This is a genomic window from Mesorhizobium calcicola (genome assembly GCF_042682105.1).
Classification (GTDB): Bacteria; Pseudomonadota; Alphaproteobacteria; order Rhizobiales; family Rhizobiaceae; genus Mesorhizobium; species Mesorhizobium calcicola.
In genome coordinates, this window is record NZ_JBHUGY010000076.1 from 33,680 (window position 1) to 51,893 (window position 18,214).

Annotated in this window: 17 protein-coding genes and 1 pseudogene; 6 read left to right on the top strand and 12 right to left on the bottom strand. The window is 63.8% G+C overall.

Translation table 11 applies throughout. The features are described from left to right. Positions 1-49 precede the first annotated feature (49 nt). The 5 genes from ACFSQT_RS36980 (at position 50) to ACFSQT_RS37000 (ending at position 5,828) form a co-directional block, all read left to right on the top strand. Entirely contained in the window at positions 50-2,173 is a 2,124-nt protein-coding gene (locus tag ACFSQT_RS36980; protein ID WP_379026961.1) for an ABC transporter permease, read from the top strand. Further along, the gene (locus tag ACFSQT_RS36985; RefSeq protein ID WP_379026962.1) at positions 2,170-3,219 is read left to right on the top strand and encodes an SMP-30/gluconolactonase/LRE family protein; all 1,050 of its coding nucleotides are present in this window, start codon (positions 2,170-2,172) and stop codon (positions 3,217-3,219) included. The genes ACFSQT_RS36980 and ACFSQT_RS36985 overlap by 4 nt, the downstream gene beginning before the upstream one ends. Next, positions 3,219-4,715, top strand: coding sequence for a sugar ABC transporter ATP-binding protein (locus ACFSQT_RS36990; protein ID WP_379026963.1), 1,497 nt, complete (start codon positions 3,219-3,221; stop codon positions 4,713-4,715). Before ACFSQT_RS36985 ends, ACFSQT_RS36990 begins: the two co-directional genes overlap by 1 nt. A 144-nt stretch (positions 4,716-4,859) precedes the next feature. Then, positions 4,860-5,267: a carboxymuconolactone decarboxylase family protein gene (locus ACFSQT_RS36995; protein ID WP_379026964.1), complete on the top strand. Its 408-nt coding sequence runs from the start codon at positions 4,860-4,862 to the stop codon at positions 5,265-5,267. Positions 5,268-5,297: 30 nt separating this feature from the next. Next, on the top strand, positions 5,298-5,828 hold the full coding sequence (locus ACFSQT_RS37000) for a GNAT family N-acetyltransferase (RefSeq protein WP_379026965.1): 531 nt from the start codon (positions 5,298-5,300) through the stop codon (positions 5,826-5,828). 7 nt (positions 5,829-5,835) lie between these two features. On the opposite strand, the gene ACFSQT_RS37005 is transcribed toward ACFSQT_RS37000, so the two are convergent. The 12 genes and pseudogenes from ACFSQT_RS37005 to ACFSQT_RS37060 form a co-directional block, all read right to left on the bottom strand. Further along, on the bottom strand, positions 5,836-6,723 hold the full coding sequence (locus ACFSQT_RS37005; RefSeq protein ID WP_379027078.1) for an amidohydrolase family protein: 888 nt from the start codon (positions 6,721-6,723) through the stop codon (positions 5,836-5,838). Further along, positions 6,723-7,799 (bottom strand): vWA domain-containing protein, encoded by a 1,077-nt coding sequence (locus ACFSQT_RS37010; protein WP_379027079.1) that lies wholly within the window; start codon positions 7,797-7,799, stop codon positions 6,723-6,725. Before ACFSQT_RS37010 ends, ACFSQT_RS37005 begins: the two co-directional genes overlap by 1 nt. A 62-nt stretch (positions 7,800-7,861) precedes the next feature. Continuing rightward, the gene (locus tag ACFSQT_RS37015) at positions 7,862-8,743 is read right to left on the bottom strand and encodes an AAA family ATPase (protein WP_379026966.1); all 882 of its coding nucleotides are present in this window, start codon (positions 8,741-8,743) and stop codon (positions 7,862-7,864) included. 9 nt (positions 8,744-8,752) lie between these two features. After that, complete coding sequence (locus tag ACFSQT_RS37020) at positions 8,753-9,757, bottom strand: xanthine dehydrogenase family protein molybdopterin-binding subunit (RefSeq protein ID WP_379026967.1); 1,005 nt, start codon at positions 9,755-9,757, stop codon at positions 8,753-8,755. A gap of 1 nt (position 9,758) precedes the next feature. Further along, positions 9,759-11,126 (bottom strand): xanthine dehydrogenase family protein molybdopterin-binding subunit, encoded by a 1,368-nt coding sequence (locus ACFSQT_RS37025; RefSeq protein ID WP_379026968.1) that lies wholly within the window; start codon positions 11,124-11,126, stop codon positions 9,759-9,761. A gap of 10 nt (positions 11,127-11,136) precedes the next feature. Further along, a complete protein-coding gene (locus ACFSQT_RS37030; RefSeq protein WP_379026969.1) occupies positions 11,137-11,619 on the bottom strand; it encodes a (2Fe-2S)-binding protein in 483 nt (160 codons plus the stop codon). A gap of 62 nt (positions 11,620-11,681) precedes the next feature. Beyond that, positions 11,682-12,476 carry an FAD binding domain-containing protein gene (locus tag ACFSQT_RS37035; RefSeq protein ID WP_379026970.1) on the bottom strand — a complete coding sequence of 265 codons (795 nt, stop codon included), beginning with the start codon at positions 12,474-12,476 and terminating at the stop codon, positions 11,682-11,684. Between the two features lie 11 nt (positions 12,477-12,487). Further along, on the bottom strand, positions 12,488-12,931 hold the full coding sequence (locus ACFSQT_RS37040) for an SRPBCC family protein (RefSeq protein WP_379026971.1): 444 nt from the start codon (positions 12,929-12,931) through the stop codon (positions 12,488-12,490). Positions 12,932-13,066: 135 nt separating this feature from the next. Beyond that, positions 13,067-13,894, bottom strand: a complete 828-nt coding sequence (locus tag ACFSQT_RS37045) for an AraC family transcriptional regulator (RefSeq protein ID WP_379026972.1) — start codon at positions 13,892-13,894, stop codon at positions 13,067-13,069. 187 nt (positions 13,895-14,081) lie between these two features. Beyond that, positions 14,082-14,849, bottom strand: a pseudogene (locus tag ACFSQT_RS37050) (SDR family oxidoreductase). Positions 14,850-14,862: 13 nt separating this feature from the next. Further along, on the bottom strand, positions 14,863-15,861 hold the full coding sequence (locus ACFSQT_RS37055) for an ABC transporter permease (protein WP_379026973.1): 999 nt from the start codon (positions 15,859-15,861) through the stop codon (positions 14,863-14,865). Positions 15,862-15,896: 35 nt separating this feature from the next. Continuing rightward, positions 15,897-16,637: an ATP-binding cassette domain-containing protein gene (locus ACFSQT_RS37060; RefSeq protein WP_379026974.1), complete on the bottom strand. Its 741-nt coding sequence runs from the start codon at positions 16,635-16,637 to the stop codon at positions 15,897-15,899. A gap of 468 nt (positions 16,638-17,105) precedes the next feature. On the opposite strand from ACFSQT_RS37060, the gene ACFSQT_RS37065 reads away from it, so the two are divergent. Then, the gene (locus tag ACFSQT_RS37065; protein WP_379026975.1) at positions 17,106-18,095 is read left to right on the top strand and encodes a sugar-binding protein; all 990 of its coding nucleotides are present in this window, start codon (positions 17,106-17,108) and stop codon (positions 18,093-18,095) included. Positions 18,096-18,214: the final 119 nt, after the last annotated feature.

The window sequence follows — 18,214 nt, forward strand, 5'->3', positions numbered from 1 at the left end:
GCCCGGCCACCTCTTTCTCTTGCAGCCCCGATTTTGCAGCAGTGACCTGATGTCCTTTCGCGAACGCCTCCAGTCCTGGCGCTACAATCTCGTGCCCGACCATCTCGTCGGCGAGATTCTGACCAAGCGCTGGACCGACAACGCCATTCCGTTCCTGGCGCTGGTGGTGACATTGGCGACCTTCGGCTCGATCATTCCGGGCTTTTTCAAGCTGACTTCGCTGCAGGAATCGACCCGCCAGCTCGGCGAGTTCTCGATGGTCGTCACCGGCATGACGGTGGTGATGCTGGGCGGCGGTATCGACCTGTCGGTCGGTTCGATCTTCGCACTGTCCTGTTTCTCGGCCGTCTATGTCTTCTTCATTCTCGAACAATCGATCTGGCTGGCACTGGCCGCCTCGCTTGCCACCGGCCTCGTCTTCGGCGCCATCAACGGCTATCTCGTCGGCTACCTCAGACTGCGCGCCTTTCTCACCACGCTGGTCACCTTCATCTTCGGGCGGGCGCTGTTCGATATCCTCGTCACCACCTATGCCGCCGACGTGCAGCTCTCGACAGCAACTTCCGACGTGCTCGACTTCATCGGCGACAGCACCTTCTGGGGCCTCTCCGTCTCGGTGTGGCTGGCGATCATCCTGGCCATCGTCACCCATATCGCGTTGACCCGTTCGCGGCCGGGCTGGCATGTGCTGGCGGTCGGCGGCTCCAGGCGCTCGGCCCACAATGCCGGTATCCGCGTGCGCCGCACCGTGTTCATGACCTATGTCTTTTCCGGCTTCTGCGCCTCGATCGGCGGTTTTCTCATCGCCTGCCGCCTGAGCGGGGCAGGGCCGGGCACCGGCCTCAACCTCGAGATCATGGCGCTGACAGCGGCGGTGGTCGGTGGTGTCAGCCTTGGCGGCGGGCGCGGCTCGGTGATCAAGGGGCTGATGGGCGCTATCATCGTCTTGACCATGACAAATGGGCTGATCCGGCTGGGCTACGGCACTGGCACCAACCAGATGGTGCTCGGCATCATGCTGGCGGTGGCGGTGACCACCGACATTCGCTGGCTGAAGAACCGCCACAAGGTGCTGAACGAAGTCTATGTCGCCCCGGTTTATCTCAAGATGGGCGAAACGCAGTCGGCGGCGCCCGGCTCGGGAACACCCTACGAGCTCGACAACCGGTTGTCGGCCGCCGACCACATCGGGCTCGGCGAACTTGAAGGACCGGAGGATGTCATCCTCGACCGCGGCGACCATCTCTATTGCGGCACGCGCCATGGCGAGATCGTCCGCTTCTTCGCGCCGGACTATGGCAGGTCGGAAGTGTTTGCCCACATCGGCGGCTTTCCGCTCGGCCTGGCCTTCGACAAATCAGGCAATCTGATCAGCTGCGTCGGCGCCATGGGGCTCTATTCCGTCTCGCCGGAGCGCGAGGTGAAACGCCTGTCGGCCGAGACCTCGCGCTCATGGACCTCGATCGTCGACGATGCGCGGCTGCGCGATCCCAACGACTGCGACGTAGCACCCGACGGCCGCATCTATTTCACGGATTCCACCAAGCGCTACGACGCCCATGACTGGGCCCTGGACTCGATCGAGAACCGCGCCACCGGCCGGTTGCTGGTCTACGATCCGAAGGACGGATCGACGACGACGCTGCTCGATGGCTACCGCTACACCAACGGCGTCTGCATGGCGCATGACGGCAAGTCGCTGTTCTTCGCCGAAAGCTGGGCCTGCCGGGTGCACCGCTACTGGCTGGAAGGGCCGAAGGCCGGCACCGCCGAATGCGTCATCCGCGACATGCCGGGCTACCCCGACAACATCAACCGCGCCTCCGACGGCAATTACTGGATGGCGTGGCTCGGCATGCGCACGCCGAGCTTCGACCTGTCGCTGCGCCACCCCGACATGCGCAAGCGCATGACGCGCCGGTTGCCGCAGGACGAATGGCTGTTCCCCAACATCAACACCGGCGGCGTGGTGAAGTTCAACGAGACCGGCGGCATCGTCGAGGCGATGGGCGACCTCACCGGCGGCGCACACCCGATGGTAACATCGATGCGCGAGCACAAGGGATATCTGTTCGTCGGCGGCATCCTCAACAACCGCATTGGCCGCTACAAGATTTCAGGCGCCGACCCGAACTGGACCAGCCCCGCTTCCTACTGGGGGGCGGCGTCATGATCCTTGATCCCGTGCTTGACCTGTTTCGCGGCAAGGCGGTGACCATCCCGCCGCTCGACGGGGCCTTCCGCCCCAACACGCTGCTGGACGACGCGCCGGCTTTCACCGAACTCTCCGAGCCCGACAATCTGCTGATTTCCAGCGACAGGCTGTTGGCCTCCAGCGGCAACGCCATCCATTCGATTGCGGAGGGCGCCGCGCCATCCGTGGTCGAGACCTTTCCATCTTCCGTCACGGCGTTGGCGCTCTCGCCGGCCGGCGAGCTGACGGTCGGGCTCGAAAGCGGCAAGCTCGTCATTGCCGGCAAGGAGGTTTCGCTGCCGGCCGGGATCCGCTGCATCACCGCGCTTGCCTATGCCGACGACGGCATGCTCTGGCTGGCCAATGGCTCGGCTGAACATGCGCCGTCGCAATGGGCCGCCGACCTGATGAAGAAGGGCGCCTCGGGTTCGCTGTGGAAGCAAGACGCGGCGGGCGGCGGCTTCCGCAAGGTGGCCGACGAGATCGCCTTTCCCTATGGGCTGCATCCCATGGGGCGGGATGTGCTGGTCAGCGAAAGCTGGCGTCACCAACTCGTCCGCTTCGACGGCGCAAACGGCAACCGCTCGACGGTGTTGACGCATCTGCCCGGCTATCCCGCACGGCTGTCGCCCTCCGCCGATGGCGGTGCATGGCTGGCCTTGTTCGCGCCGCGCAACCGGCTGATCGAATTCGTGCTGCAGGAAACGCACTACCGCCAGGACATGCTGGAACAGGTGCCGCCGGCCTACTGGATCGCGCCGGCCCTGGCCTCCAGCCGCAGCTTCCTCGAACCGCTGCAATGCGGCGGCATCCGCACCATGGGCATCCACAAGCCATGGTCGCCAAGCCGCTCCTACGGGTTGGTGGTCAGGCTCGACCGGCAGCTGCAGCCGCAATTCAGCCTGCACAGCCGTGCCAACGGCACGCGCCACGGCATTTGCAGCGCCGCGGAAAGGGATGGCCGGCTGTTCATCGCCTCCAGGGGCGGCGACTGCGTGCTGTCCGTCGCCACGGGAGGCTTCTGATGGAACCGATCGTCCGCCTGGAGAATGTCACCAAGGCGTATCGCGGCGTGCCCGCGGTGAAAAACGTCAGCTTTGAATTGCGCAAGGGCGAGATCCACGCGCTGCTCGGCGAGAACGGCGCGGGTAAGTCGACGCTGACCAAGATCATCGCCGGGGTGGTCGACGTGACGTCGGGCAAGATGTTCCATAAGGGCCAGGAGATCGCCTACGCCTCGCCGCATGCCGCCCTTGAGGCCGGTATCGCCATGGTGTTCCAGGAGACCAGCCTGGTGCCAACGATGACGGTGGCGCAGAACCTCTATCTCGGCACCGAAAAGTTCCTCAACCGGCTGCGCGGCACCTACATTTCGGCGCAGCAATTCCTGCAGTCGCTGAATTTTCCGGTCGACCCGAATGCCATGGTGGCGACGCTGGGTGCGGCCAAGCGGCAGATGGTCGAGATCGCGCGCGCCGTCCACCACAATGCCGAGATCATCATCTTCGACGAGCCGACGGCGACGCTGACGCCGGAAGAGAAACGGCATTTCTTCGCGCTGATCCGCCGGCTGAAGGCGAGCGGCGTGTCGATCGTCTTCATCAGCCACGCACTGGAGGAGGCGCTGATGATTGCCGACCGCATCACCATCCTGCGCGATGGCGAGCTGGTCATCACCGACGACACGTCGGCCTTCGACCGCGATCGGATCGTCGCCGCCATGGTCGGGCGTACGCTGTCGGGGCAGATCTACCGCCAGCGCGACGAGGCGAAGCTGCGCAAGGCGGGCCGGAAGGTACTGTCGGTGCAGGACATTTCGATGAGCAATGTCGTGCGCAACAATTCGTTCTCGATTTTCGAAGGACAGATCACCGGCGTGTTCGGGCTGATCGGCTCGGGCCGCACCGAGACCTTCAAGATCGTCTCCGGCATCTACAAGCGCGATTTTTTGCGCGGCGGGGCGATCGAACTCGACGACAGGCCGGTGCGCTATCTCATGCCGAGCGAGGCGGTGGCCGACGGCATTGTCTATGTCACCGAGGACCGCAAGAGCGAAGGCATCTTCGAGACGATGGGCATTGCCGAAAACCTGTTCGGCGGGCTGCTGGCGGCGGGCCGCGAAAAGGCCTGGGTGATCAACCAGCAGGAGATGCGCGCGCTGTCGGCCGATTGGACCAAGACGCTGAACATCAAGTCGATCAACGACAATGCGCGCGTCGTCGAGCTTTCCGGCGGCAACCAGCAGAAGGTGGTGATCGGCAAGGGACTGGTGCAGCAGCCGCGCATCGTCATCTTCGACGAACCGACGCGCGGCGTCGATGTCGGCGCGATCGCCGAGATCCACCAGATCATCAACCGGCTGGCCGATGAGGGCCTCGCCGTCGTCGTCATCTCGTCCTACCTGCCGGAGATCATGAACCTGTCCGATCGCATCCTGGTCTGCCGCCAGGGCCGCATCGTCGAGGAGTTTTCGCCGGCGGAGGCGACGGAGGAGAAGATCATGTACGCGGCCGTGCACTAGGTTCAGGCGAGGCCGGCCCGCAAATGGCTGATACCTGAATCTCCACGCCGCCGCTTGAAAAGTAAGCTATCCAATGGATTGGCCGCGATTGCTCAGGGCCCGCTTCAATGCGCTCACACGACGATTCAAACGAAAGGACCAGCCATGGCTACCACAAAACTTCTGACCGATGCCGAGGTGGAAAAAATCCCGGCCGTGAAAGCCGTCTTCGACGACATCCGCGCGACGCGTAAATCCGATTTCGTCAACAATTTCTGGCGCGGGCTGGCCGATGATCCGGCGGCGCTGAAGCGGATCTGGGAACAGCTGAGGGCGGTGATGGTCGCTGACAGCGCCATCGACCCGCTGACCAAGGAGATGATCTACATCGCCGTGTCGACCGCCAATGGCTGCTCCTACTGTGTTCACTCGCATACGGCGGCAGCGCGGGCCAAGGGCATGACCGATGCGCAGCATGGCGAGCTGGTGTCGATCATCGGGCTGGCCGGCCAGACCAACCATCTGGTCACGGCGATGCAGATTCCGGTCGACCCGCAGTTCGAGGTGAAGTGAGGGCGGCTGCTTTCCGGGGCTGGAATTTTCATGGACAAAAGCACCAGATTTCCAACGTCGCTCTCTGGCTACGAGATTGAAGGCCTGATTGGAATTGACGCTCCCCGACTGGTGCCGCTGTATCAGGGCTGCTCTGACTATGTCGTGCTGGAAAGAGGCGAGCCGCCAAACGCTGCCACTGCAAAGGAGGAATTTGAGAACTTTCCACCGAACCGGACGGAAGCCGACAAGTTCGTATTCGGGGTGAAGGCAATCGATGGTGAATTCGTCGGCTTGCTGGCCTGGGACCGCAATTATCCGCGAGTGGAGTGTTGGTGGATCGCGTTGTTCATGATCGACAAAGCGCTTCGAGGAAGAGGCTTAGGGCGAGCACTTTGCGACGACTTTTTCAGCTGGCTGAAATCTCGGCATGTCAAACGCGTGGAACTCGGCGTGATCGCAGAAAATGAGCAGGCTCTTCGCTTTTGGCAGGGGCAAGGTTTCGAGCTGGTGCGGACGGCGGGGCCAGTCAGCATTTGGGCAAAACGGCATATGGTCCAGGTTTTAGGTCGGCCGTTGTGAGGGCGCGTCACATCGGCCGATAAACCCTCTCCGCCGTGTTCCAGAAAATATCCGCCTCAGCTTTCGCGCCATGCTTTGCCGCCGCGGCGCGGTGCGCCGTGATCAGCTCGGCGTGACTGGTCCAGAGTTTCTCGATGGGGAAGTTCGAGCCGAACATCAGGTGGTCCGCTCCCAGGATGTCGATCGCATTGTCGACGATATAGGCGATCAGCGCCGGGTCGTTGCGGTGGACGAAGGTACCGAGACCGGACAGCTTGGCGTAGAAATTGGGCGCCGCCGACAGCGTGCGCAGGCCGGCTTTCCAGGCCTCGGTGGTTTCCGGCTCCATGCCGGTCAGCATGCCGGCATGGGTGAGGATGAAATCGATCTCTGGGTTCTCGCCAACCAGCGTCAGCCCGTCCTTCATTTGGGCCGGGAAAAGCTGCAGGTCGAAGGACAGGCCGTAGTCCTTCAGCCGGACGACATTGGCACGCACCTTCGGATCGATGACCTGATCAGCCGAGGCGGCGAAGCGGAAGGCCGGCGTCTCGTGCCAGTGCAGCTGCATGCGCACGCCGCGCAGCAAGGGGCACTTCATCAGACGGTCGATCTGGGGCCTGATATCGTCCACTGTCATGTCGGTATAGCCGACGATGGCATGCGGCCAGCCGGTCTCGTCGGCGGTCTTCTGCAGGAAAGCGACTTCCTTCTCGAAATCCTCCTTGGCCCAGTTGGTCTGGACATAGACGGCTTTCTCGACACCCGCGCCTTGCTGATCGGCAAGGAATTCCTCGATCGGGTAGTCGCGGCGGATCGGCTCGTAGGGGCCAAAAATGCGCGGCACCATCGGCCCGACCAGCCAGGGCTGGTCCTTTTGGCGCCAGATGTGGAAATGCGCGTCGATTGCTTTCTGCATCACGAAACCCTCTTCCAGATTGCCGCCGCCGCCGGAGCAGGGCGGGCGAGCAACAGGATGAAATCGGTGAGGCCCTTGAGTGACGAGCCATCGATGAGATCGTCGAGCACCGGCAGGATGGCGCGAAGTGCGGCCGTTGCCGGCCGGAAGCGCGGGTCGCCGGCCAGCGGTGTCGCCAGCGACAGCCGAAAGGCGCGGGCGCTCAGCCGGCGCATCGCCGTCTCCAGTTCGGCATGGTCGCCGCGCTCCAGCGCGTCCGAGAGGATGACAACGGCAGCACCGCGGGCGAAGGCGGAAAAGCGCGGCACCGAGAGGAAAGCGAGCAGCGTCGGCCCCATGCGGGTGCCGCCGTCCCAGTCGTCGACCTGGGCCGCGGCACGGGCCAGCGCCTGGTCGCGGTCGCGGATGCGAAGTGCGGTGGTGATGCGGGTCAGCCGCGTGCCGAAGGTGAAGATTTCGGCGCGGTCAGCACCTTGCACGGCGGCATGCGCCAGCTTGAGATAATCGGATGTGTGCAGCTTCATCGAGCCGGAGACGTCGACCAGGACCAGCAGCTTGCGCGGCACGGTCTGGCGGCGGCGCAGCAACGGCGAGGGCACGTCGCCATCGGCGCTGACGATTTCCCTGAGCGAGCGGCGCAAATCGAGCTTGCCGCGCGAGTGGGTGCGCACGGTGCGGAAGGAACGGCGGGCGGGCAGGGCGGACGCGAGCTTGCGGCGAAAGGCGGCCAGGCCATCGCCGTCGCGCTGGAAGTCGCGGGTGCTCAGCTGTTCGGCGCCGGAGGACAGTTCACCGCCTTGTTGCTGGCTGATCACCTCGGTCTCTTCCTGGCTGGCGCCGCCATCGTCCTTGATGCGGGTTTCCTCGTCTGCTTCGCCTTCGACCACGGCAGCGGCGTTGCCGTAAAAATGGTTCTGGAAATGCGCCTCGAATTCGGCACGGCGGTCGGGCGGCGGCGCCAGCGTGGCAAGGGCCGCCTCGCGGATGTCGGCCATCGATCGCGGCCCGAGCAATGTCACCGCTTGCATGAATCCTGACACCTGTTCCGGCGCGACGGCAAAGCCGTAGCGGCGCAACAAACGGCCGAAGCCGAGCAAAGGGGCCGCCGCCCGGGGCAAGGCCGGCAGGCGCTCCGCGCTCACGCCAGTGCCTCCTCGACAATCCGGCCAAGCTCCGGCGCGATATAGGACAGGTCCTCCTCGTCCTTGATCAGCACGCCGATGGCACGGCGGAAGGCCTCGGGCCATGGGCTGCCGCCCTTTTCCAGAATGGTGGCGGCGTTGGCCCATTCGACCGCCTCGGCGATACCGGGCGGCTTGGCCAGCGGGCGGGCGCGGATGATCCGCACGGCCGCCGCCACCGCGCGCGCCGTGCTTTCAGCAACATCGCCGGCGCGCAGCATGATGATGGCGGCCTCGCGCTCGGCGTCGGGATAGCCGATCCAGTGGTAGACGCAACGGCGGCGCAGCGCCTCGGCCAGTTCACGGGTGCGGTTCGAGGTCAGGATGACGATCGGCTGCGCGGTGGCGCGGATGGTGCCGCGCTCGGGAATGCTGATCTGGAAATCGGAGAGGAATTCCAAAAGCAGCGCTTCGAATTCATGGTCCGAACGGTCGATCTCGTCGACCAGCAGCACACGCTGCCCGGGTGCCTTGAGCACCTGCAGCAGCGGCCGGGCGATCAGGAAACGATCGTCATAGATGTCGATCTCATGCTCGCCGGCATGGCGGATGGCGAGCAACTGGCGCTGGTAGTTCCATTCGTAGAGCGCGTGCGCGGCGTCGATGCCTTCATAGCATTGCAGCCGCACCAGATCGCGGCCGAGCAGCTGCGCGATCGCCTTGGCCGCTTCCGTCTTGCCGACGCCGGGCGCGCCTTCGAGCAGCAGCGGCTTGCCGAGCCGGATCGCCAGGAAGATGGCGGTCGCCAGGCTGTCATCGGCCAGATAACGCGAGGCGGCCAGGTGCTCCGCCACCGCCTCCGGCGAGGTCGCTGATGTCTCGGCGTTCACCTCAGGCATTTCGACCACTCAGTTCGGCGCCCGCGCCTTGAGCGCGCGCAGGATGCGCTCCGGCGTGATCGGCAGCGTGTCGATGCGCACGCCGACAGCGTCGAAGACTGCATTGGCGACCGCCGGAATTTGTGGATTGGCGCACATTTCGCCCGGTCCCTTGGCGCCGTAAGGCCCGTCGGCCGACGGCCGCTCCAGCACGATGATCTCGGTTTGCGCGAGATCGCCCGGTCCCGGCATCAGATACTGATTGAAGTCGGTGCCGCCATGGTCGCGATTGGGATAATAGGGCTCAGTCGTCTCATAGAGCGCGTGGCTGATGCCCATCCACGAGCCGCCAACCAGCTGCTGTTCGACCATTTTCGGGTTCAGCGCCCGGCCGATCTCGAAGATGTTTTTCACCGATAGTACGGTGACCTCGCCGGTCTCGTCGTCGACTTCGACCTCGGCCACGGTGCAGGCGTGCGCATAACAGGTCGACGGCTTCATCGCGCCCGTTTCCTTCTCCGGATAGGAACGCGGGATCAGGAACATGCCGCGCCCCGAAATCGAGCGGCCGCGCTTGAAATGCGCCGACAGCGCGACATCGAAGATCGAGATCGACTTCTGCGGCGCGCCCTTGACCAGGATGTTGCCCTGGCCGTCGGTCTCGAGATCGGAGGCGTTTACTTCCAGCTCCTCGGCGGCCACTTCCAGCATCACCTGGCGCGCTTCCTTGGCTGCCTGAATGACGGCGTTGCCGGCGCGGTGGGTGCCGCGCGAGGCGAAGGTGCCCATGCAGTGCGGACCGGTGTCGGTGTCGGCGGTGTCGACGACGACGCGGTCGGTCGGCACGCCGATCGTCTCGGCGCAGATCTGCGCCATGATCTGCTTCATGCCCTGGCCGAGGTCGACCGATGACAGCGTTACCATGAAATTGCCGGTCGGCGTCGAATGCACCAAGGCCTGGGTCGGGTCGCCGCCGAGATTCATGCCGGTCGGATAGTTGATCGCGGCAACGCCGCGTCCGCGCCTGATCGCCATATCAAGTTCCCTTCACGTAGGACGACATCGCCATGAATTTCTCCGCCACCGGCCAGTTGGCGGCGCGCGAGGCCTCCTGCATGCACTCGATCAGCGCGGCCCCTTCGGTCCGCTGGCGATGCGCCTTCATGTCGCCGTCACGATAGGCGTTGATGAAGCGGAATTCGAGCGGATCCATGCCGATCAGCCGCGCCAGCTTGTCCATCTGCACCTCGAGTGCGAAATCGCCGATGGTAACGCCGAAGCCGCGCATGGCGGAAGACGGCGTGCGGTTGGTGTAGACGCAGTAGGTATCGATCCAGACATTGGGGATGGTGTAGGGGCCGGGGTAGTGCCCAGCGCCCTTTTGGGCGCCGTAGGGCGAGTGGCGCGAATAGGCGCCGGCATCGGTGTAGCCAGTGACCTTGCGGGCAACGACGCGGCCATCCTTCATGACGCCGTCCTTGATGACGACCTTTTCGGCCGCGCGGGGTGACGAAATCTGCATCTCCTCCTCGCGGCCGTAGATGAAGGAGACCGGGCGACCGGTGAGCTTGGCGCCGAGAATGGCGATCGGCTCGACGATGACGTCGACCTTGCCGCCGAAGCCGCCGCCGACGGTGCCGCCGACGAAATGCAGCTTATTGCCGGGCATCTGCAGGATGATCGAGGCATTGTCGAGGGTGAAGAACATCGCCTGCGTGTTGGTGTAGCAGGTGAACCGGTCATTGCCTTCGGGCGCCACCACGCAGCCGGTGGTTTCGGTCGGCGCATGCTCGATCGGCGAGGACTGGTAGCTCTGCTCCAGGATATGGTCGGCGCCGGCGAAGCCCGCCTCGACATCGCCGAAGCGCACCTTGCGGCACTCGCCGCTGTCATAGAGATAATAATTCCGGCCGTGATATTCGTTGACCAGCGGCGCGCCGGGTTTCAGCGCCTCTTCCATGTCGAAGACGGCCGGCAGCACCTCATAGTCGACCTTGACCTTGGCGGCGGCCTCCTGTGCGGCGCGCTCGGTCTCGGCCAGCACGGCCACCACGGCCTCGCCCTTCCAGCGCACCTTGCCGTCGGCCAGTACCGTTTCGTCTTCCGGCCCGATCTGGATCAGGATCAGGATGGTGTAGACATTGTGCGGCACATCCCTGGCGGTGAGGATTTTCACCACGCCGGCATGCTTCTCGGCCTCCGAGGTATCGATGCTGCGGATGCGGGCATGGTGGTGCGGGCTGCGCACCATCTTCAGGTGCAGCATGCCGGGGAAATTGCGGTCGGCGAAAAACGCGGTCTTGCCGGTGACGTGGCCTGGAGAATCCGAGCGCGGCCTGGGCTGGCCAATCTCATGCAGATCGTCCTTGCGGACATCGGCGAAGTAGTTCTTGCGCAATTCCATTTTGCTCCCCTCAGGCCGCGTTCTGCGAATTGGCGCGGGCCGCAGTCAGCACCGCCTGGATGATCGGCTCGTAGCCGGTGCAGCGGCAGATGTTGCCCGACAACGCCTCGACCACCTCGTCGCGGCTGGGGTTGGGCGTGTGGTCGAGCAGCACCTTGGCGGCCATGATCATGCCCGGCGTGCAGAAGCCGCATTGCGTGGCGAAGGTGTCGAGGAAGGCACGCTGCAACGGGTGCAGGACGCCGCCCTCCGAAAGCCCCGACGTCGTGGTGATGGCAGCACCATTGCAGGTCTCGGCCAGGGTCAGGCAGGACAGCCTGAGTTCGCCGTCGATGATGACCGAGCAAGCACCGCAGCTGCCCTGATGACAGCCGCCTTTCGGCGAGGTGTCGCCTATCTTGTCACGCAAGGCGTGCAGCAGCGTCGTGCCGCTGTCGATGAATTCAGCCTGTTCCGCGCCATTGAGTGTGAATTGAACCGGGACCTTTGCCATTCTTCCTCCTTGCGCGCCTGCCCGATTTGATCGGACAGACGCGCGCCCCCCAACGGGTGTTTTCAGGTCAGCAGCAGCCGGCCGAGATGGACCGGCAGCACTTCGTTGCGATACCAGGCGCTGGCGATCGGATCGGTGATGGGCGAGGTGCCTTCACCCGCGGCAGCCAGCGCCGATGCAATGCCGCCTTTGGTCAGGCTTTGGCCGATCAGCGCCTTTTCCGCCGCTCTGGCACGCATTGGTCGGTCGGCCATGCAGCCAAGCGCGATCCGCGCCGAGGACACGGTGCCGTCACCGGCCAGCCCAAGCACCGCGGCGATGCTGAGCACCGAGACCCCCTTGGGCTTGACCCGCGACACTTTCAGGAAGCGAAAGCCGCCTTGCGGGGGGAGCGCGAAACCGACCGAGGTGACGATGGCGCGGTCGCTGTCGCGCCCGGCCAGAAAGGTTTCGATCGGCGTTTCGCCCCCATCAGTGCTGACCGTGGCATCGAGCGCCAGCAGGGCAACGGCGAAATCGCCATACGGCGCCGGTGCGAACAGATTGCCGCCGACGGTCGCCATGTTGCGGACTGCCGGGCCGCCGACGGCGCGGGCGGCACGGACCAGTGAACTGAGGTCCGGATGACGGGCGATCGCCGCCATGGTCACCGAAGCGCCGATGCGGGCTTTGCCGCCGCCGACAGCGATGGTGAACAGCGACGGATCGGTCGAGCGGACAAGGCTGGAGACCGAAACATCGCCTTCATTGGCGGCGCGCACCACCAGCGTGCCGCCACCGAGATAGCGGTTGCCCGGGGATTTCAGGGCCGCGTTGGCGTCCTTTACCGTTGCAAAAGTCTGCAGTGCTAGCGCCATGGCTTGGCTCCTCAGCTCTTGCCGGCGAAATGGCTCTTCAAGGCATTGAAGCCGCCCTGGAAGACGTTCGCGCCCATGCCCTCGGCCAGCTTGCCGGCTTCCTCGGGCGCCGCGTCGAAGCTCGCGGTCCATTCGGCATAGGTACGGTCGCCGTCGGTCACGCGCCGCAGCTGTAGCGTCGCCTTGTGGTTGGTGAGCGGCTGCGGCGTCTCCAGAATGGAGTAGCTGACGAGGAAATTCTGATCGGAGAAGTCGAGCAGCTTTTCGCGCAGGCGCGCGCCACTGATCAGCTGGAAATTGCGCACGCAGCCGATTGAAGTGGCGTCCTTGCCATCCTCGATATGGCTTTCGACCATGCGCGGATGCCAGCTTGGCAGGCCGTTGAAGTCGCGTATGCGCGCCCAGACCTTTTCGACCGGTGCGTCGATGACGCTTGAGATGGTGATATCAGCCATATGGATGTTCCCTTGCAAATGCGACGGTTGGGCAAGGGTAGGGCAGCCATTTCACGGACGCTTATCAATGCGTCTTGAGCGCCTATCAAGGAGTCTGAAAAAGCGTGGAGGCTGAAAAGGTAGCGGCAGGTTGGCTCAGGCGATTGCCCGCGCGGCCTCGCGATAGAGTGTCGGCGGCACGCCGACATGGTCGCGGAAGAAGCGCGAGAAATTGCCCTGCGTGGTGAAGCCGAGGTTGCAGGCGACCGAGATCAGCGGCTCCTGCGACCACTGCAATTGCCGCACCGCCTCTTCCATGCGCAGCGTGTTCCAGTAGACATTGGGGGTCAGATTGGTCTGTTCCTTGAACAGGGCGAAGAAGTGCGGCCGCGACAGGCCGACGGCGCGCGCCACGTCGTCGAAGCAGATGCGCTCGCAGACATTGGCCTTCATCAGCTGGATTGCCTTGCGGACGCGGAAATCCTGCATGGTGTTTATGCGGACGCGCGCCTCCTGCGGCGCCGTGGCATCAGCGGCATCGAGCACGCTGTCGATGAAGCGCTCGATCTCGTAATTGGCGACATCGTCGACGCTTTCATTGTCGCTGAGGTGATCGAGCAGATTGGCGGCAGCCTGATGCAGCCAGGGCTCCAGCGTGATCGCGGCTTGTGAAAACAGCGGCGCGGACGAGGGCAGGTCGCGGCGGCGCCGCGCCCAGTCAGGGTCGATATAGAAGGCGAGGAACAGGCCCGGCGTGCCGTTCTGCGACAGGACGTGGCTGTGCGGCTGAAAGGAATTGATGCCGGCGGCGGTGCAAGGCCCGAGCCGGACCGTCTCACGGCCGATGGTCATCTCGCCGGCCGTACCTTCCAGCCAGATGATCAGATGCGCCTCGACATGGGCATGGGTGACGAAGTCGCTTGCGACATTCAGGACAGAAACATGTCCGAACCGGCCCCAGTAGAGCCTGATCGCTTCCGTCATGGGTATATCCTCCCGCAGGCGACTGGCCTCCCTTCGCCTGCAGGAGGATTGTGCGGCGGAGTTCGGGCGCGCGTCAAGGTGCAGGTCGGCTGTGGCCTTCTGCTGCGTGCCTTGACAGTGGATTTTCAGACTGAGCGATAGGTAGTGAACCGAATAACGGTTGGATGGCCGCGCCGGCGTTGGTGCCTCAAACCGAAGCCGTCATGCCGCCGTCGACATAGAGCGTATGGCCGTTGACGAAGGACGATGCGTCGGAGGCGAGGAACACGGCGGCGCCGACCAGTTCATCGACATGGCCCCAGCGTCCGGCCGGCGTGCGCTTTTCCAGCCAGGCGGAAAATTCGAGATTGTCGACCAGCGCCTGGTTCATCTCGGTGCGGAAGTAGCCGGGCGCGATCGCATTGATCTGCAGGCCGTGCTTCGCCCAGTCGGCGCACATGCCTCGCGTCAGATTGCGGATCGCGCCCTTGGTTGCTGTGTAGGGCGCGATGTTCGGCCGGGCCAGTTCGCTCTGCACCGAGCCGATGTTGATGATCTTGCCCTTGCCACGGGGAATCATGTGGCGGGCCACGGCCTTGCCGGCATGGAAGGCGCCCGAGACATTGGTCTTGATCAGCCGCTCCCATTGCTCCTTGGGAAAGTCCTCGAGCGGGGCGCGGAACTGCACGCCGGCATTGTTGACGAGGATATCGATGGCGCCGATCTCGGCTTCGATGCGGGCGACGTCCGTGTTGACCGCTTGAAAATCGGTGACGTCGAAGATCGAGGCGTGCGCCTTGAAGCCTGCATCGCGCAGTTTTTCGACGGCGCTGCCGATCCTGGCGGTATCGCGGCCATTCAGCACCACGCTCGCGCCGTGTTCAGCCGGGCCACGCGCCAGGGCAAAGCCGATGCCCTAGCCGGAGCCGGTGATGAGCGCCAGTCGCCCATCAAGGCCGAACGGCGAGTTTGCCATGGACCGTCTCGGCTTAATCGTTGCGGCGGAAATTGCGGATGCGGTCGAACAGGACCGCCAGCAGGATGGCGCCGCCGATGAACACGCCCTGCCAGAAGGCATTGATGCCGAGCAGGCCGAGACTGTTGCGGATCACCTCGATGAGCGCCGCGCCGACGATGGCGCCGAAAGCGGTGCCGACGCCGCCGGCAAGGTTGGCGCCGCCGATGACGGTGGCGGCGATGACCTGAAGCTCCATGCCGGTGCCGAGATTGGTGGTGACGGCGCCCAGCCATCCGGTCTGGATGATACCGGCAATGCCGGCCGACAGCGCCGAAGTCATGTAGACGGCGACCTTGATCTGGCGCACCGGAACACCGGTCAGCGTCGCCGCATGCTCATTGCCGCCGATGGCGAAGATGTGCCGGCCGAACTTGGTCCAGCGCAGGATGAAGCCGGTGATCAGCGCCAAAAGGATCATGTAAAGCACTGGATTGGCGATGCCGAACACCCAGGCGCCGCCGCCCAGCGCCAGCAGCTTGTCGTGGTCCGGTCCGAACTGGAAGACCACGGTGTTGTTGGAAGCGACCATGGCCAGGCTGCGGGCGATCGACAACATGCCGAGCGTCACCACGAACGGTGGAAAGCCGAGATAGGCGATCAGAATGCCGTTGAAGGCGCCGATGGCAAGCGCAGTGGCGATAGAGGCCAGGATGCCGATCTCGATCGAGTAGCCGGCATGCATGGTGACGGCCAGCACCATCGACGACAGGCACAGCACCGAACCGACCGACAGGTCGATGCCGCCGGTGATGATGACGAAGGTCATGCCGAGCGCGATGATGGCGACGAAGGTGATGTTGCGGGTGATGTTGTAGAGGTTCTTCTGCGTGGCGAACGCGTCGGTGGCAAACGACAGGAACAGGCAGGCGAGAATGACCGCGATCACCACCCAGAAGGTCTGGCTGGCAAACAGCTTCGACAGCAAGGTGTGCTGTTTCTGTGCGATCGTCTGGTCAAGGGTGACTGCCATTATCGACCTTTATCTGCCGGTGAAACGCGCTGAAATCAAACCTGTTCGATAGCACCAGTGATCAGCCCGGTGACTTCCTCGGGCGAACTGGACGCGATCGTCTTGTCGGCGACCTTGCGGCCACGCCGCATGACGATAACGCGGTCGGCGACGGTGAAGACGTCGGGCATGCGGTGACTGATCAGCACGACGGCAATGCCCTGGTCGCGCAAATGGCGGATCAGGTTCAGCACCTCGGCGACCTGCCGCACCGAGATCGCCGCCGTCGGCTCGTCCATCAGCACGATCTTGGCTTGCGACAGCATGGTGCGAGCGATTGCCACCGCCTGGCGCTGGCCACCCGACATCTGCTTGACGAGGTCGCGCGGGCGCGTCTCGGATTTGAGCTCGGCGAAGATCTGGCCGGCGCGCTTGTACATAGAGGCGTAATCGAGAATGCGGAAGGGGCCGACGCCGCGGCGCAATTCACGGCCGAGATAGACATTCGCCGCCGCCGTCAAATTGTTGCAGAGGGCAAGATCCTGGTGGACGATCTCGATGCCATGCTGGCGCGCCTCGACCGGCTTGTGCAGAATCAAATCCTTGCCGTCCATCCGCATGCTGCCATGGCTCGGAGGGAAGTTGCCGGCGATCATCTTGACCAGTGTCGACTTGCCGGCGCCGTTGTCGCCCATCAGGCCGACCACCTGGCCGGGCTCGATCGACAACGACACGTCGTTGACCGCCTGGATGGCGCCGAAATGCTTGGATATGTTGGTGAGTTCGAGAACCGCCACCAGCCTTCTTGCCTCCCCGTGCTTTGCGACCTGCTGCTGTTCCCGGCGTGAATGCCGACGCTGCTTTGGTCTCGCTCTCCCCGGCTCCTCCCGGGACAGCGTTAGCGTTCTTTTACGCAAAAGCCGGCGCGCGTCAACCAATTGTCGGACGAATTAAGGCTGTATTATTTTAAAAATCCGTTTTGTAGGACAAATAGCATTGACGTTGGTGGCGAGCCGATATTAGCTAGGCGTCGGAGGAGATTATGCGGATCCCTGCTGGCGGTTCGCCGGGGTGGAATCAGCGGAGGTTTATCGGTCGAGGTTCCGGCGGCACCCGTGTGTTGGGCCGGTCTAAAGCCGTATCTGGAAATACTATCGATCTGTCTTGGCGACACGAGTGCTCGCGAAACGAACCTCGGTCATCACGCGTCCGGTCGATCTGTGTGGCGGGCACGCCGTGTCCGTCTGTTTCAAGGGAGGACTGACATGAGGAAATCACTTTTGCTCGCCGCCGTCGCTATGATGGCGCTTGGCGCCGGGCCGGCTTTGGCCAAGAAACAGCTCGTCATTGTCGTGAAAGGTCTCGACAATCCGTTCTTCGAAGCCATCCACCAGGGTTGCGAGAAATGGAACAAGGAAAACGCCAGCTCGGAATATGAGTGCTTCTACACCGGTCCGGCTTCGACCTCGGACGAAGCTGGCGAAGCGCAGATCGTCCAGGACATGCTGAGCAAGGCCGACACAGTGGCGATGGCGATTTCGCCGTCCAATGCGCCGTTGATCGCGCAGACGATCAAGACCGCGAATCCGACGATCCCGATCATGACCCTCGACGCGGATCTCAGCAAGGAAGATGCGGCGCTGCGCAAGACCTATCTCGGCACCGACAACTACCTGATGGGTCACAAGATCGGTGAGTACATCAAGAAGGGCAAGCCGAATGGCGGCACGATCTGCACCATCGAGGGCAATCCTGCGGCCGACAACATCCTGCGCCGCGCCCAAGGCATGCGTGACGCGCTGTCGGGCAAGGAAGGCCTCGCGGCGCTCGCCGGCGAAGGTGGCTGGACCGAAGTCGCCGGCTGCCCGGTGTTCACCAATGACGACGGCGCCAAGGGCGTGCAGGCGATGACCGACATCCTCGCCGCTAACCCCAAGCTGGATGCGTTCGGCATCATGGGCGGCTGGCCGCTGTTTGGCGCCCCGCAGCCCTATCGCGATCTGTTCGGACCGCTCAAGGACCGGATAGCCAGCAACGACTTCGTCATCGGAGCCGCCGACACGATCGGCGACGAAGTGGCGATCGCCAAGGATGGCCTCGTGACGGCTCTGGTCGGTCAGCGGCCGTTCGAAATGGGCTACAAGGCGCCGTCGGTGATGATCGACTTAATCTCAGGCAAGCCTGTCACCGATCCGGTGTTCACCGGTCTCGACGAATGCACCAAGGATACGGTCGACACCTGCATCCAGAAGTAGGTCGCGATTTTCGGGGCGCTCGGTAGCGGGCGCCCCGTCATTTCCTGAACGGGACGCTGTGGTTGGGGCAACGGGCTTCGGCTTTGACGCGCCCATGCTCTGGAATTTTCGGCAACGAG